The sequence below is a fragment of the Arthrobacter sp. RIT-PI-e genome, assembly GCF_001187915.1.
GTDB lineage: Bacteria > Actinomycetota > Actinomycetes > Actinomycetales > Micrococcaceae > Arthrobacter_D.
Genome location: NZ_LGIU01000091.1, coordinates 1 through 13,620, shown reverse-complemented (window position 1 = coordinate 13,620; position 13,620 = coordinate 1). Strand labels below are relative to the sequence as shown.

Annotated in this window: 12 protein-coding genes; 6 read left to right on the top strand and 6 right to left on the bottom strand. The window is 67.8% G+C overall.

Annotated elements, in window-relative coordinates:
• Nucleotides 1-203: 203 nt before the first annotated feature.
• From glpK to AC792_RS13070, 3 genes are all read right to left on the bottom strand, one after another.
• On the bottom strand, nucleotides 204-1,721 hold the full coding sequence (glpK, locus tag AC792_RS13080; RefSeq protein ID WP_049830944.1) for a glycerol kinase GlpK: 1,518 nt from the start codon (nucleotides 1,719-1,721) through the stop codon (nucleotides 204-206).
• Nucleotides 1,722-1,785: 64 nt separating this feature from the next.
• Nucleotides 1,786-2,526: an MIP/aquaporin family protein gene (locus AC792_RS13075; RefSeq protein ID WP_049830943.1), complete on the bottom strand. Its 741-nt coding sequence runs from the start codon at nucleotides 2,524-2,526 to the stop codon at nucleotides 1,786-1,788.
• A 131-nt stretch (nucleotides 2,527-2,657) separates the two neighbouring features.
• Complete coding sequence (locus AC792_RS13070; RefSeq protein ID WP_049830942.1) at nucleotides 2,658-4,406, bottom strand: glycerol-3-phosphate dehydrogenase/oxidase; 1,749 nt, start codon at nucleotides 4,404-4,406, stop codon at nucleotides 2,658-2,660.
• 148 nt (nucleotides 4,407-4,554) lie between these two features.
• Here AC792_RS13070 and AC792_RS13065 point away from each other — a divergent pair, with 148 nt between their 5' ends.
• The 6 genes from AC792_RS13065 to AC792_RS13040 all read left to right on the top strand — a co-directional run bounded on the left by AC792_RS13065 (nucleotide 4,555) and on the right by AC792_RS13040 (nucleotide 10,414).
• Nucleotides 4,555-5,553 carry a sugar-binding transcriptional regulator gene (locus AC792_RS13065; RefSeq protein ID WP_082177737.1) on the top strand — a complete coding sequence of 333 codons (999 nt, stop codon included), beginning with the start codon at nucleotides 4,555-4,557 and terminating at the stop codon, nucleotides 5,551-5,553.
• Nucleotides 5,554-5,615: 62 nt separating this feature from the next.
• Nucleotides 5,616-6,275 (top strand): winged helix-turn-helix domain-containing protein, encoded by a 660-nt coding sequence (locus AC792_RS13060; protein ID WP_049830941.1) that lies wholly within the window; start codon nucleotides 5,616-5,618, stop codon nucleotides 6,273-6,275.
• Entirely contained in the window at nucleotides 6,272-7,582 is a 1,311-nt protein-coding gene (locus tag AC792_RS13055; RefSeq protein WP_049830940.1) for an MFS transporter, read from the top strand. Before AC792_RS13060 ends, AC792_RS13055 begins: the two co-directional genes overlap by 4 nt.
• 47 nt (nucleotides 7,583-7,629) lie before the next feature.
• Entirely contained in the window at nucleotides 7,630-8,463 is an 834-nt protein-coding gene (locus tag AC792_RS13050) for an aldo/keto reductase (protein WP_049830939.1), read from the top strand.
• Nucleotides 8,463-9,335, top strand: a complete 873-nt coding sequence (locus AC792_RS13045; protein WP_049830938.1) for an alpha/beta fold hydrolase — start codon at nucleotides 8,463-8,465, stop codon at nucleotides 9,333-9,335. The genes AC792_RS13050 and AC792_RS13045 overlap by 1 nt, the downstream gene beginning before the upstream one ends.
• A complete protein-coding gene (locus tag AC792_RS13040) occupies nucleotides 9,332-10,414 on the top strand; it encodes a glycosyltransferase family 4 protein (protein WP_049830937.1) in 1,083 nt (360 codons plus the stop codon). The genes AC792_RS13045 and AC792_RS13040 overlap by 4 nt, the downstream gene beginning before the upstream one ends.
• Before the next feature lie 9 nt (nucleotides 10,415-10,423).
• On the opposite strand, the gene AC792_RS13035 is transcribed toward AC792_RS13040, so the two are convergent.
• From AC792_RS13035 to AC792_RS17080, 3 genes are all read right to left on the bottom strand, one after another.
• Entirely contained in the window at nucleotides 10,424-10,876 is a 453-nt protein-coding gene (locus AC792_RS13035) for a hypothetical protein (RefSeq protein WP_049830936.1), read from the bottom strand.
• A 594-nt stretch (nucleotides 10,877-11,470) separates the two neighbouring features.
• Nucleotides 11,471-12,121, bottom strand: coding sequence for a class I SAM-dependent methyltransferase (locus AC792_RS13030; protein ID WP_268753386.1), 651 nt, complete (start codon nucleotides 12,119-12,121; stop codon nucleotides 11,471-11,473).
• A 186-nt stretch (nucleotides 12,122-12,307) separates the two neighbouring features.
• Nucleotides 12,308-13,081 carry a hypothetical protein gene (locus tag AC792_RS17080; protein WP_152916220.1) on the bottom strand — a complete coding sequence of 258 codons (774 nt, stop codon included), beginning with the start codon at nucleotides 13,079-13,081 and terminating at the stop codon, nucleotides 12,308-12,310.
• Between the last annotated feature and the right edge of the window lie 539 nt (nucleotides 13,082-13,620).

The following is a 13,620-nucleotide window of genomic DNA, read 5'->3' as shown; positions in this document are numbered from 1 at the left end:
AGCCCCTCACTACAGGAGGGGCCGCCGCACGGTGCACACCGTGCGGCTAGGGAAGGAGGAGGACGCGCAGCATGGCACCACCTTAGCAGTGCGGACACGCCACCGGTCCAGGACACAGGGCGGACCCGCTCCTGTCCCGGACGCGGGACGCCCCCGGTCCTGGTGTGGACCGGGGGCGTCCGGGCGCTGCACGCCGGGTGGTGCTAGCGGACGTCGTCGTCGACCCAGTCGAAGGTCTTGGTGACGGCCTTCTTCCAGAGGCGGAGCTGGCGCTCGCGCTCCTCCTCGTCCATGGAGGGGTTCCAGCGCTTGTCCTCCGCCCAGTTGGTGGCCAGCTCGTCGGTGTCCTTCCAGAAGCCGACGGCGAGACCGGCCGCGTAGGCCGCGCCGAGGGCGGTGGTCTCGGTGACCTTGGGTCGGATGACCGGGATCCCCAGGATATCCGCCTGGAACTGCATGAGGGCGTCGTTGGCGACCATGCCGCCGTCCACCCGGAGATCCTCCATGTTGACCCCGGAGTCGGCATTGGCCGCGTCCAGGACCTCGCGGGTCTGGAACGCCGTGGCCTCCAGGGCCGCACGGGCGATGTGACCCTTGTTCACGAAGCGGGTCATGCCGACGATCGCGCCGCGGGCGTCCGAGCGCCAGTAGGGGGCGAAGAGACCCGAGAACGCCGGCACCACGTACACGCCGCCGTTGTCCTCGACCGTGGTGGCGAGCTGCTCCACCTCGGGCGCGCTCTTGATGATGCCGAGGTTGTCGCGCAGCCACTGGATCAGCGAGCCGGTGACGGCGATCGATCCCTCGAGTGCGTACACGGGCTTCGCGTCACCGAGCTGGTAGCACACCGTGGTGAGCAGGCCGTTCTTGGAGTGGACGATCTCCTCGCCGGTGTTGACGATCATGAAGTTGCCGGTGCCGTAGGTGTTCTTCGCACCGCCCTTGTCGAACGCGGCCTGACCGAAGGTCGCGGCCTGCTGGTCGCCGAGGATCCCGGCCACCGGGGTCTCACGCAGCAGCTGGGAGCCGTGCACCGCGCCGTACACCTCGGAGGAGGACTTGATCTCGGGCATCATCGACACCGGGACACCGAAGTCCGCGAGGATCCCCTCGTCCCAGGTGAGGGTCTCGAGATCCATGAACAGGGTGCGGGAGGCGTTGGTGACGTCAGTGATGTGCACACCGCCGTCGGTGCCCCCGGTGAGGTTCCAGGTGACCCAGGAGTCCGTGTTGCCGAACAGGAGGTCCCCGGCCTCGGCCTTCTCGCGGGCGCCGTCGACGTTGTCGAGGATCCACTTGATCTTCGTGCCGGAGAAGTAGGTGGCCAGCGGCAGGCCCACCTTCTCCTTGTAGCGGTCCAGGCCACCGTCCTCGGCGAGCTCGTTCACGATGCTCTGCGTGCGGGTGTCCTGCCAGACGATCGCGTTGTACACGGCCTTGCCGGTCGTCCTGTCCCATACGACGGCGGTCTCGCGCTGGTTCGTGATGCCCACGGCCACGATGTCGTGGCGGGTCAGGTTGGCCTTGGAGAGGGCGGTGCCGATGACCTCGCGGGTGTTGTCCCAGATCTCGGCGGGGTCGTGCTCCACCCAGCCGGCCTTCGGGAAGATCTGCTCGTGCTCCTTCTGACCGGAGGACACGATGTCCCCCTTGTGGTCGAACACAATGGCTCGGCTGGACGTGGTGCCCTGGTCGATGGCGATGACGTACTGCTGCGACATGTCTTACTCCTTCTTCGGATGACGTCGTGAATGTTCGGGTGGGGCCTCGTGCGGCCCCCGGGTGCTAGGCCGGGACGGGGAAGCTGATCAGCTGGACCACGAGACCGGCGAGCGAACCACCGATGATCGGTCCGACGACCGGCACCCAGGCGTACGCCCAGTCGCTGCTGCCCTTGCCGCGGATGGGCAGGAGGGCGTGGGCGATACGGGGGCCGAGGTCACGGTTCGGGTTGATCGCGTACCCGGTGGGGCCACCGAGCGAGGCGCCGATACCCACCACGAGGAGGGCGACGGCGAGGGGGCCGATCTCGGTGGGCGTGTAGCCGAAGGAGAGGATCACGAGCACCAGGACGAACGTGGCGATGATCTCGGTGACCAGGTTCCACCCGTAGGAGCGGATGGCGGGGCCGGTGGCGAACACCCCGAGCTTGGCAGCGGGATCGGGCTCGGCGTCGAAGTGCTTCTTGTACGCGAGGTAGGTGAGCACGGCACCGAGGATCGAACCGATCATCTGCGCCGCGAGGTACCCCATCGTGGCGGCGAAGGTCTTGTCGACCCCGGCGGCGTACTCGGTGGCATCGCTGAAGAAGATACCCATGGTGACGGCGAAGTTCAGGTGGGCACCCGAGAGGGCCGCCACGTAGACACCGGCGAAGACCGCGAGGCCCCAGCCGAAGTTGACCATCAGCGTGCCGCCGTTGTTGCCCTTGGTCTTCGCGAGCGCCACGTTGGCGACCACGCCGGTACCGAGCAGCATCAGCAGCATCGTGCCGAAGGCCTCGGCGACGAATACTTCTAGAGACATCGTTGACTCCTATTCATTTGTGACGGGTGCCGCCGCCTCGACGACACCCGTTCTTCCCCCCGGCACCTGCTGCCGTTGGTGGTGCACCGCTGCGAGTGGACAGCGGTTCGATCGCGGAACGGCGGACGCCGCTATGCGACCAGGTTCTTGACCTCGACCCGGTGGGCGTCGGCGAGGATCCGCTCGGCCTGCTCGATCTCGCCGGCGGCCTCGGTGTTGCTCCAACCCAACAGCGGCGCGAGGGTTTGCGCAAGCTCTGCGAGGAGTTCCTTGGTCACGAGGCCGCGGAAGGCGAGCGAGGTGCGGCGTACCAGGACGTCGATGAGGTGGCCGATCTGCTCGTGCTCCACCATGTAGGCGACCTCACGGGTGCTGAGCTCGTCGGTGGAGGTGAACAGGGCGTCGTCGCCGGCGGTGAGGTAGTCGATGACGTCGGTGGCGCGTGTGCCGTACCGGGTGAGCAGGACCTGGACCCTGGCCGCGTCGACGCCGGGGCGTACCTGGTCGCGGATCCAGGCGCGCTCGGCGTCGTCGTCCATCGGGAAGTCCTGGCCACCGCCGATGGCGAGTCCGGCCGTCGAGGTCTTCCGGGGTACGCCGAGCGCGGCGAGGGTGTCGTCCGCGAGGTGCTCGGACAGGGCGCGGAACGTGGTCCACTTGCCGCCCACCAGGCTGAGGGTGGTGACCGACCGGCCGCCCATCTTCTCCTCGCGGTGCTCGATCCGGTAGTCGCGGGAGACGAAGCCGGGCTGGGTCTCGTCGTGGCGCGGGAGCGGGCGCACACCGGAGAAGCTGTACACGATCTGCTCGTTCGTGACCTCGATGTCCGGGAACACGTGGCCGATCAGCTCGAAGAAGTAGTCGATCTCCTCGTCCGTGCACACGGCCTGCTCGCGGATGTCCACGTCGATGTCCGTGGTGCCCACGAGCACGCGGTCACCCATGGGGTAGATGAGCACGATCCGGCCGTCCACGTGCTCGAAGAAGATCTCGGTCCCGTTGCAGGCCTCGAGCAGTTCCGGGTTGTCCAGCACGATGTGGGAGCCCTTGGTGCCGCCCATGAAGCGGGTCTCGGTGCCGAGCACCTCGTTGGTGCCGTCCGTCCAGGCACCGGTGGCGTTGACGATGACGTCGGCCTGGAAGGAGAAGGTCTCCCCGGTGAGTTCGTCGCGCAGCAGCACGCCGTCGTCCGTGGTGCCCACGGCGCTGACGTAGTTGGCGGCGCGCGCCTCGGGGTTGGCCACGGCGCCGTCACGCAGTACGTCGAGGGTGAGACGCTCGGGGTTGTGCACGGAGGCGTCGAAGTAGGTGGCGGCGTACTTGATGTCCTTGCGGATGTCCGGCATCGCGGCCAGGGCCTTCTTGTGCCCCACGAACGAGTGGCGGGGGACGTTGCCGCCGTCACGCGAGAAGAAGTCGTACATGGTGAGGCCTGCCTTGATCAGCACGGCGCCGCGCTCCACCTGCTTGCCCTGGCGGTGCGTGAGGAAGCGCAGGGGTGCGGAGAGGATCCCCGAGAAGGTGGTGTAGATGGGGATGGTGGTCTGCAGCGGCTTCACGTAGTGGGGCGCGATCTTCATGAGGGCGTTGCGCTCGATCACGGACTCGCGGACGAGCCGGAACTCGCCGTTCTCCAGGTAGCGGATGCCGCCGTGGATCATGTGGGAGGAAGCGCCGGAAGCACCCTGGCAGTAGTCGCCGCGCTCCACGAGGGCCACGTCCACGCCCTGCAGGGCGAGGTCGCGGAAGGTGCCGACCCCGTTGATGCCGCCTCCGATGACGAGCACCGAGGCGCGGGGCTTGTCCTTGAGCCTCTGCACCACCGTGCGGGTTGAAGTGGATGTGCCTTCGCCGGTGGTCCGGTCGGCTGGATTGCTCACGGTGCTACTCCATAACGTCAATGTCGGGGTGGGGTTGCACCATCGGTCCTCGCGGAGTGGGCGCAACGCCGCAGTTAGAGTCTTCGCCGGGTGGGAATAACAGTCAATCCGATTGCACATATGTGCACGGGCGGCTCACACTGTCCTCATGACGAGTGAGGACGAGCGGAACGGCGGACAGCGCGCACTCGGGCACGGCGCTCCCGGCCGGTCCCGCGACGCGCTCCGCGCGGCGCAGATGTACTACCTGCAGGATCTCACCATGGAGGCGATCGCCCGGGAGCTGCGCACCTCCCGGTCCACGGTCTCCCGGCTGCTGTCGATGGCCCGGAGCACCGGACTCGTGCAGATCCAGGTGAACAACCCCTCCGACCGCACCCCTGCCCTCGCGCACCAGATCCGGCGCCGGTTCGGGGTGGAGGCGCACGTGGTCCCCGTGGCGGACTCCGTCAACGACTCCGAGGTGCTGGACCGCGTGGCGATCCAGGCCGCCCGCACGATCGGTCCGCTCGTGGAGTCCAACGCCACCATCGGCGTCGCCTGGGGGTCCACCCTGAGCGCCGTGAGCCACCACCTGACCCGCAAGCAGACCCACGACAGCACGATCGTGCAGCTCAACGGTGCTGGGAACACCCAGACCACCGGCATCACCTACGCGAGCGAGATCCTCCGGAGCTTCGGGCAGGCCTACGGCGCACGCGTGGAGCAGTTCCCCGTCCCCGCGTTCTTCGACCACGCCACCACCAAGACCGCCATGTGGGAGGAGCGCAGCGTGCGGCGCATCCTCGACCTGCAGAACCGCATGACCATGGCGATCTTCGGCGTCGGCTCCATCGGCGCCGACATCCCCAGCCATGTCTACCGCGGCGGCTACCTGGACCGCGAGGACCTCGACAGCCTGCAACGCGACGAGGTGGCCGGTGACGTGGCCACCATGTTCTTCCGGGCGGACGGCTCCCACCACGGCATCACGCTCAACCAGCGCAGCACCGGGCCGGACCTCGAGGATCTCCGACAGGTGAGGCGCCGCATCTGCGTGGTGTCCGGTGAGTCCAAGATCGACGGACTGCGCGGAGCGCTCGCCGCAGGTCTCGTCACCGACCTGATCCTCGACGAGGGGTGCGCACGTCGCCTGGTGGGGATCTGACCCGCTGAGTTCTATTCTAAATACTTCTTGCTAAAGAGTTCTTTAGAATACAAGATGTACTCATGACGACGAACGACGACGCCCAGCATGACCCCGAAGCGCTCCCCGCTGGCACCGGCTACCGGGGCAACGGTCATGAACAGGTGGTCAGCGACCCGGTACGCATCCGTGCACTGGCACATCCCACCCGCCTGGAACTCCTCGACTTCCTGGACCACGAGGGTCCCGCCACCGCGACGGTCTGCGCGGCCGGGATCGGGGAGTCCGTGGCCAGCTGCTCCTACCATCTCCGCATCCTGGCCAAGCACGGGTACATCGAGCAGGTGGACCAGCCCGGACGGGAGAAACCGTGGAGGCCGGTGGGGCAGGGCAGGTCCGCGATGATCGACCGCGCCGAGCCGGGTTCCGTCCACGCCGTGTCCGCGATGGCGGGGCTGTACCTGCATCGGCAGTTCGACCGCATCCAGTCCTGGCTCCAGCGAGCGCCGCAGCTCCCCGTGGAGGACGCGGACCTCTCCACGATCACGAGTTCGACTTTCTACGCGACGCGTGAGGAGATCGCCCAGCTGCGCGAGGACATCTGGGCCCTCCAGCGGCGCTTCGACGGTCGGTGGCGGAACCCGGATCAGCGCCCGGAGGGGTCCCTGCCCGTCCAGGTCCTCTCGATCCTCAACATCGACCCCGACCGGCCCGCGCACCACGGTTCGGAGGATCCCGCATGAGCCGGCGTGGGGCCGCAGCACGCGGCACACGGACCGGGCACGACGACGATCCGGTGACGGAGGCGGAGCTCCGGGTGAAGGACCCCGATGCCCGGGGCACCAACACCGACGTCCTCCGCGTCCCTGCCTTCCGGCGGCTCTGCATGGTGTGGGTGTTCTCCAACTTCGGGGACTCGGCGCTGTTCCTCACCGCGGCGATCTGGGTCAAGCAGCTCACCGGGAGCGACGCCGCGGCGGGGCTGGTGTTCGTGGCCCTGGGGTTGCCCGCGCTCCTGGCACCGCTGACGGGGCAGCTCGCGGACCGCTTCCCGCGGCGTCGTGTGCTGGTCCTCAACAACCTCTGCGCCGCCGTCGTGGTCCTCGCCCTGCTCACCGTCCGTACCGCGGACCAGCTGTGGCTGGTCTACATGGTGATCTTCCTCTACGGCACCACGGCGTACGTGACCGCGGCGGCGCAGTCGGGTCTGCTGCGCGACCTGTTCGCCGACCGCCTTCTCCCCCCGGCCAACGGCCTGCTCAGCAGCATCGACCAGGGTCTGCGCATCGTCTCCCCGCTCGTCGGCGCCGCGCTGCTGGCCCTCGCGGGCATGCGGTCCGTGGTGCTCCTCACCGCCGCCTGCTTCATGGTCGCGGCGCTGGTCCTGCTGACGCTGCACGTGAGCGAGATGCCCCGGGCCGGTCGCGGGGCGGAATCGTTCTGGCAGAGCACGACGGCGGGATTCCGCTTCCTCGCCGGGCACCGGCTGCTCTCGCGCGCCATGATCACCCTCGGCGTCGCCGTCGGCGCCACGGGCATCTTCAACGTCACCATCTTCGCCACCGTGGAGCAGGGCCTGGGCATGCCGCCGGAGTTCCTCAGCGTGCTGGTCGGTACGCAGGGTGTCCTGTCCGTGGTCGGCGGTGTCACCGCGGCCACCGTCATGGCCAGGATCGGGCTGCGGCGGTCCATCCTCCTCAGCGTGGCGCTCCTCGCGGTGGCCGTGCTGGCCGCCGCCGTCCCCTCCCTCCCCGTGGTCCTGACCGGTGCCGGCCTGATGGGGGGCGGCGTCAGCTGGTTGATCGTCGCCTTCGTGACCCTCCGGCAGCAGGAGACCCCGGCCTCGCTCCAGGGACGCACCTCGGCGGCGGCGAGCATGCTCATCAACGTGCCGCAGGTGGTGGCCAACACGATCGCGGCGGCACTGATCGGCGTGGTGGACTTCCGGGTGCTGATCCTCGTCACGGGCGTCCTGTGCCTCGCCGGCGCTCTCCCCCTCCTCCGGTACCGCGCCGAGCGGCTCGTTCCCGCCCGTGACATGCGCGCATGAACGGCGCGGAGGCCGCTCGCGGGCACCGGCTGGGTAGAGTCTCCCCCATGACCTCCTCCGTACCCCGCAGGGCGCTCGCCGACGGCACCAGCATCGACGTCGTCGGGTTCGGCGTCTACAAGGTCCCGCCGGAGGACACGGCGACCCTGTGCTCCACGGCACTCGACGTCGGGTACCGCCTCCTGGACACCGCGGCCCTGTACGGGAACGAGGCCGGTGTGGGTAGGGCCGCACGGCAGTTCCTGGAGACGGGCCGGCGCGAGGACCTCTTCGTCACCTCGAAGGTGTGGAACGACGACCACGGGTACGACGCCGCCCTGCGCGCCTTCGACACGTCGATGGAGCAGCTGGGGCTCGAGTACCTGGACCTGTACCTCATCCACTGGCCCTGCGCGGCCAAGGACCTGTACGTGGACACGTGGCGAGCCCTCGAACGCCTCCGGGACGAGGGGCGGGTGCGCTCGATCGGCGTCTCCAACTTCCAGCAGCCCCACCTCGAGCGGCTTCTCGCCGAGACGGACACGCCGCCGGCGCTCAACCAGGTCGAGCTCCACCCCTACCTGCAGCAGCGCGACCTGCGGGCCTTCCACGAGCGGCACGGCATCCTCACCCAGGCCTGGAGTCCCCTGGGGCGCGGACACGTCCTCGAGGACCCGGTGATCCAGGGCATCGCCGACGAGCTCGGGAGGACACCGGCGCAGGTGGTCCTCCGCTGGCACCTGCAGCAGGACGTCCTCACCATCCCGAAGGCCAGTTCCCGCGAGCGCATCGCGAGCAACCTCGCCGTGTTCGACGTCGAGCTCGACGACGCCCAGCTCGCCGCCCTGCACGCGCTGGACCGCGACCAGCGGTTCGGCTCGCACCCGGACCGGGTGGGGTGATGCGCGAGGCGGTGGTCCGCAGCTTCTCCTGGGAGGGCACGCTCCAGCGCGTGTGGGAGTACCCCGCCGAGCAGGCCGCCCAGGATCCTCCCCGGCGGACGCTCGTGATGGTGCACGGGTTCCGTGGGGACCACCACGGGCTGCTGCGCCTGGTGGAGGAACTTCCCGGGTACCGGGTGGTCCTGCCGGATCTTCCCGGCTTCGGGCAGGGTGCGGAGCTGCCGGGAACGCACGACGTCGCCGCGTACGCCCGCTTCGTCGCCGCCTGCGCGGACCGCTTCGCCCCCGGGCCCCGGGTGCTGCTCGGTCATTCCTTCGGGTCCGTGATCGCCGCCGAGGCCGCGGCACGGGATCCGCGGCTGGCTCCCGTGCTGGTCCTGGTGAACCCGATCAGCTCCCCCGCCCTCGAGGGACCGAGCCGTACGGCCTCGCGGATCGCGGAGGCCTACTACGTCGCCGCGGACCGACTGCCCGAGCCTGCGGGGCGGGCGCTGCTGTCCCATCCGGGCATCGTCCGCCTCATGAGCGTCTTCATGGCGAGAACCCGGGACCCCGTACTCCGCCGCTGGATCCACGCCCAGCACGCCGCCTACTTCAGCGCGTTCGCGAGCAGGCGCGTGGTCCTCGAGGCGTTCCGCGCCTCCATCACCGGTACCGTCCGCGACTCCGCGGACGAGCTCCGGATGCCCGTGCTGCTCATCGCGGCGGAGAAGGATCCCATCGGCCCGGTGGAGAGCCAACGTCACCTCGCAGCATCCCTACCGGACGCCACCCTCGAGGTCCTCCCCGCCGTCGGCCACCTCGTGCACTACGAGAAGCCGCGCGAAGCCGCGCTCCTCGTGCAGCGGTTCCTCCGGGAGCACCCTGCATGAGGGTGCTCTTCGACGCGCGCTTCACGCGTACCGACCACCACGACGGCATCAGCCGCTACGGGGCGAGCCTCGCCGAGGCTCTGGCCGCGACCGACGACGTCGTCCTGCTCATCAGCGACCCCCGCCAGCTGGCACTCCTGCCGGACCTGCCGCACGTGCTCGTCAGCAGTCCCCTCTCCCCCGCGGAACTGTTCATCGCCCGGCGGCTCAACCGGCTGGCACCCGACGTGGTGGTGAGCCCTCTGCAGACCATGGGCTCCTGGGGACGCAGGTACCCGCTGGTCCTCACCCTGCACGATCTCATCTACTACTCGAACCCCACCCCGCCCGGCTTCCTGCCCCTGCCCGTCCGGGCACTCTGGCGGCTCTACCATCTGGCGTACTGGCCGCAGCGTCTCCTGCTGAACAAGGCTGACGTCGTCGTCACCATCTCCCGCACCACCGCGGCGCTCATGCGGCAGCACCGACTCACCCGCCGGCCGGTGCTGCTCGTGGGCAACGCACCGCAGGCCACGGCCCTCCACCGGGACCCTGATGCGCCGCGCTCGCCGTCCCTGCTCTACATGGGCTCGTTCATGCCCTACAAGAACGTGGAGACGCTGGTGCGTGCCATGGCGTTCCTTCCGGGGCACACGCTCCACCTGCTCAGCAGGATCACCCCCGGACGGCGGGCCGAGTTGCACACCCTGGCCACGGACCCGGAGCGGATCGTGTTCCACGACGGGGTGTCCGACGCCGAGTACCAGGACCTGCTGGCCGAGTGCACCGCGCTGCTCACGCTCTCGAGGGCCGAGGGCTACGGCCTGCCCGTCATCGAGGCCCTGGCTACCGGGACACCCGTCATCGCGAGTGACATACCGATCTTCCGGGAGGTCGGCGGGGACGCCCCGCTGTTCGTCGACGCCGACGACCCCCGTGCCGCGGCGAGCGCGGTGCGCGCCCTCGACGACCCCGGCCGCTGGGCTGCTGCGTCCGCTTCCGGGACACGGCAGGCGTCCATCTACTCCTGGGCGGCATCGGCGAAGCAGTTGCGGGCGGCCTGCGAGCGCGCCGTCACCGAGTTCGGGCGGCGGCGGTGACGGGCGTCCTCACCCGGTGATGGCCTCGGCCAGTCGTTCGGCGGAGGGGCGGTCGGCGAGGACCACCCGGTAACGGCGACCATCACCTACGAACCCGACTGCCGCCGAGCCGCCCATGGTCATCCGGACGAGCGAGCCTCCCTCGTGCAGGGTGACGGGCCAGTTGATCATCCCGGGGTTCATGCCGGTGTCGTCCTCCACGACGACGTCCCGCACGCCCTCCCGGTGCAGTGTCCGCTTCCAGAGGGGTCCGCGCAACTCGATTCGATCGTCGTCGACCGTCACCGAGATGCGGGCCAGGAAACTCCACCAGACCGCGCCTGTGAAAAAGGCGAGGGACGCGAGGTACAGGCCCCAGGTGGAGCCGAGTGCGCCGACCAGGGCGAGCACCACGGCGATCACCATGAGGAAGATGCCACCACCCCGGCGCAGCCAGGCCGGCCCTCGTTCGACGACGGTCATGCGCGGGTCCTTCCCCAGGAGGGCGGGCCGGTCCCGCCGCATCGGTGCGACGGCGTACGTACGTGGCCGCGCATCCACCCTAGCGAGGTGCGGGGCGTGGGCAGGATCGTCGGCATTCAAAAACCGAAGCGGGAATTGTGTCCGGTCCGGAAGACACCCCTCATCGGATCCTATGGGCGCTCGACGCCGACCCCGGCCCATCGTGAACATGGCCCGAGTACGGTCGGTTCTGTTCCCCGAGGAGTGTCCGATACCTCCGCGCCCACAAGGGATCTAGGACGACGGTGCGATCCTGATCGAAGCGCTGACGGGACACGCCCGGCTCGTGGGCACAGCCCTGGACCGGGTCGCGGCACAGCGGTGATCCACTGGTACGGCACGGACACGGCCCCGATCGACGTCCGACGGCGGAGCGTCACCTCCACCATCGAAGTCCATGCCGTTCGTCATTCACCGCCATGGCTCAGGGCAGCACTGCGTGACAACCGGGGGCTTCTCCTTACCCGAGTTCTTGGTTGTCACAATCGGTCGTTTGATGGACACCTTGTAGATGGGGTGCACTGCTCGAGTGCAGGGCTGGTGGCGGTCTATGAGTCAGGCGGTCGAGCGTGCTTCGATGATCATCAGCGGCTCCGTCGCAGAGCCGGTGAACGCGGTCCCGTCCCAATCGCTTCGTACCTTCAGGACTGTCAGGCCCGAACCTTCCAAGTCCGCGGTGATCTGCTCGAGGTTCCGGAACTGAAGACGCTGCTCGACATCCACGACATGGTCCGCGTCGATGAACTCGTTGTGGCACCGCATCGTGACCACACCATCGGGGTCAGGACCCATGATGACCGTGCTCTCGCGAAGCCGACCCACGACAGTGTCCCGCTCCGATCCCGGATCGCTCCAGCCAGTCCAGGCCCGTGCTGCCGGGTTACGGGTCTCGAAAACCAGCACGCCTCCTGGCCTCAACCCGGCGGCGATGTCCCGCAACGTCGTATGCCAGTCCTCGCCGAGGATGTGCATCGCCACGTTCCCCGACATGATGACCAGATCGTTCACGCCGGCGTCGATCACGGTTGAGGTACCCAGGCGCCATTGCACCGAGTCACCTCCGGGCCTGGAGGAGGCGTACCTGAGCATCGCCGCAGCGTGGTCGATACCGGCAACGGTCCTCCCCGGCGCTGCAAGTGTGACCGTCAGGATGCCCGTGCCGCAGCCCAGGTCGGTGATCCGAGTCGCGCTAAGGCGTGTTACCAGTGCGCGGTAGTAGTCATGGTCACGACCGTCCGGGTTATCTCCGTCGTAGATCGCTGCTAAGAGATCGTCGTTGTACTCGTCGTACTCCAGAGCTGCCTCCCCTGGCTCTAGCTCTGCTCTCCATCATCCTGGCCGGGACTCTGATCAGGTGCTGCACACGCCCCGAACAACATAGGGCTGGGTGGCTTATGTACCGTGGTCCGCCTTGGGCAGACCCTTTTTCTCCACGCACTTGCGGTGACGTTCGGCGATCGTGCTACCTCCGCGTCGATCCGGTGGCGTCATGCTCAGCCAGCGTTCGAGCACAGTGATTTCTTCTTGATGTTGCCCGAGTTTGCGGTGCACGATCGCTGCTTGCTCGGTGTACCAAGGGGCAGGTTCACGACCGCCTCGATCCTGCTCGGCCCCTTTGATCGCTTGGTAACACAACGCCAGGGCTTCCTCCAACCGGTCCTCCCGCTTGAGCTGTTTGATCGGCTCAACCAGCTGGAGGTAGTGAACACCCTGATACATGCCTCGCTGGAACTGACGAGCACGATCACCTCCGCCTTCAAGCGCTTCCCTGACCATCTCGGACTGCTGCTTCGCTGCAGCAAGAGTGCGCTGCCTACTCGTCAACGCAGGAGGGCTATCCGCCGAGTACGTCCACTGCGGGGCTCCTGGCCCCAGCCAGATAAACGCCTTCGCTGCCCACTTTTCACCCTGGAGTACGTGGAGCTGGTAACGAACTTCCGTACTGGCCTGAGGTGGAAGCTGTAAGGCCCGGGCACGATACGAGGGGAGATTGCCGACCTTCTCACCCTCGACGATGACCGCGACCGCATCAACATCGACAGGGTTCTCCGGTTCACGCTGTAACCATGCCCCGGCTTCAAAATAGCCTCGCTCCGGCAATTGATACCTGTCGACCAACGCCACCACTGCCGGCTTGGCAAACGTCGTTGTACCCGCCACCTCCACACAAGGACCCCCTCCCACCTCAAGGGAGACTGTCACACGAGCACTTCCGACACCACCCGAATGCTTCTCAGCACTCTCATCCGGTTTCCGATCAACCACCCGCCTGAACCAATTCCTGATTCTCACGACACTCTTCCCCCCACAACTCGATCGAGCACATCCCCTGCCACACCTACGTCTACAACACAGATGTACCCCTGGTAAGGATCCCGCATCGTTCACCTGTGACCATCGCCAACCCAGGCAACGCGCGGACGCGTCTTCTCGTCTCGTGTGTTGCACCATCCCAAGACCCGCGCACAGAAGTGTCGCAAAACCCAGAAAGGGACCCTAACGCAACGCAATTGAGCCAGTTCTGCACTGTTGCGTTAGGGTCTACCCCAACGCCACACCCCCCGCAGCAGTACAACGTTGGGGTTGCCCGCAAGTTGTGGACAGCTGATCAGGCGGCTTATGCCGGCTGAGCTTTATTGCTGGCGAGTAATTGCTCGTGTTCTATTGGCGTGGTGTAGCCCAGGGCCGAGTGGAGTCGGGCGCGG

Coding starts and splice junctions, on each gene's coding strand:
- AC792_RS13040 (WP_049830937.1), top strand. CDS start 9,332: ATGAGGGTGCTCTTCGACGCGCGCTTCACGCGTACCGACCACCACGAC.
- glpK (WP_049830944.1), bottom strand. CDS start 1,721: ATGTCGCAGCAGTACGTCATCGCCATCGACCAGGGCACCACGTCCAGC.
- AC792_RS13035 (WP_049830936.1), bottom strand. CDS start 10,876: ATGACCGTCGTCGAACGAGGGCCGGCCTGGCTGCGCCGGGGTGGTGGC.
- AC792_RS13045 (WP_049830938.1), top strand. CDS start 8,463: ATGCGCGAGGCGGTGGTCCGCAGCTTCTCCTGGGAGGGCACGCTCCAG.
- AC792_RS13075 (WP_049830943.1), bottom strand. CDS start 2,526: ATGTCTCTAGAAGTATTCGTCGCCGAGGCCTTCGGCACGATGCTGCTG.
- AC792_RS13060 (WP_049830941.1), top strand. CDS start 5,616: ATGACGACGAACGACGACGCCCAGCATGACCCCGAAGCGCTCCCCGCT.
- AC792_RS13050 (WP_049830939.1), top strand. CDS start 7,630: ATGACCTCCTCCGTACCCCGCAGGGCGCTCGCCGACGGCACCAGCATC.
- AC792_RS13055 (WP_049830940.1), top strand. CDS start 6,272: ATGAGCCGGCGTGGGGCCGCAGCACGCGGCACACGGACCGGGCACGAC.
- AC792_RS13065 (WP_082177737.1), top strand. CDS start 4,555: ATGACGAGTGAGGACGAGCGGAACGGCGGACAGCGCGCACTCGGGCAC.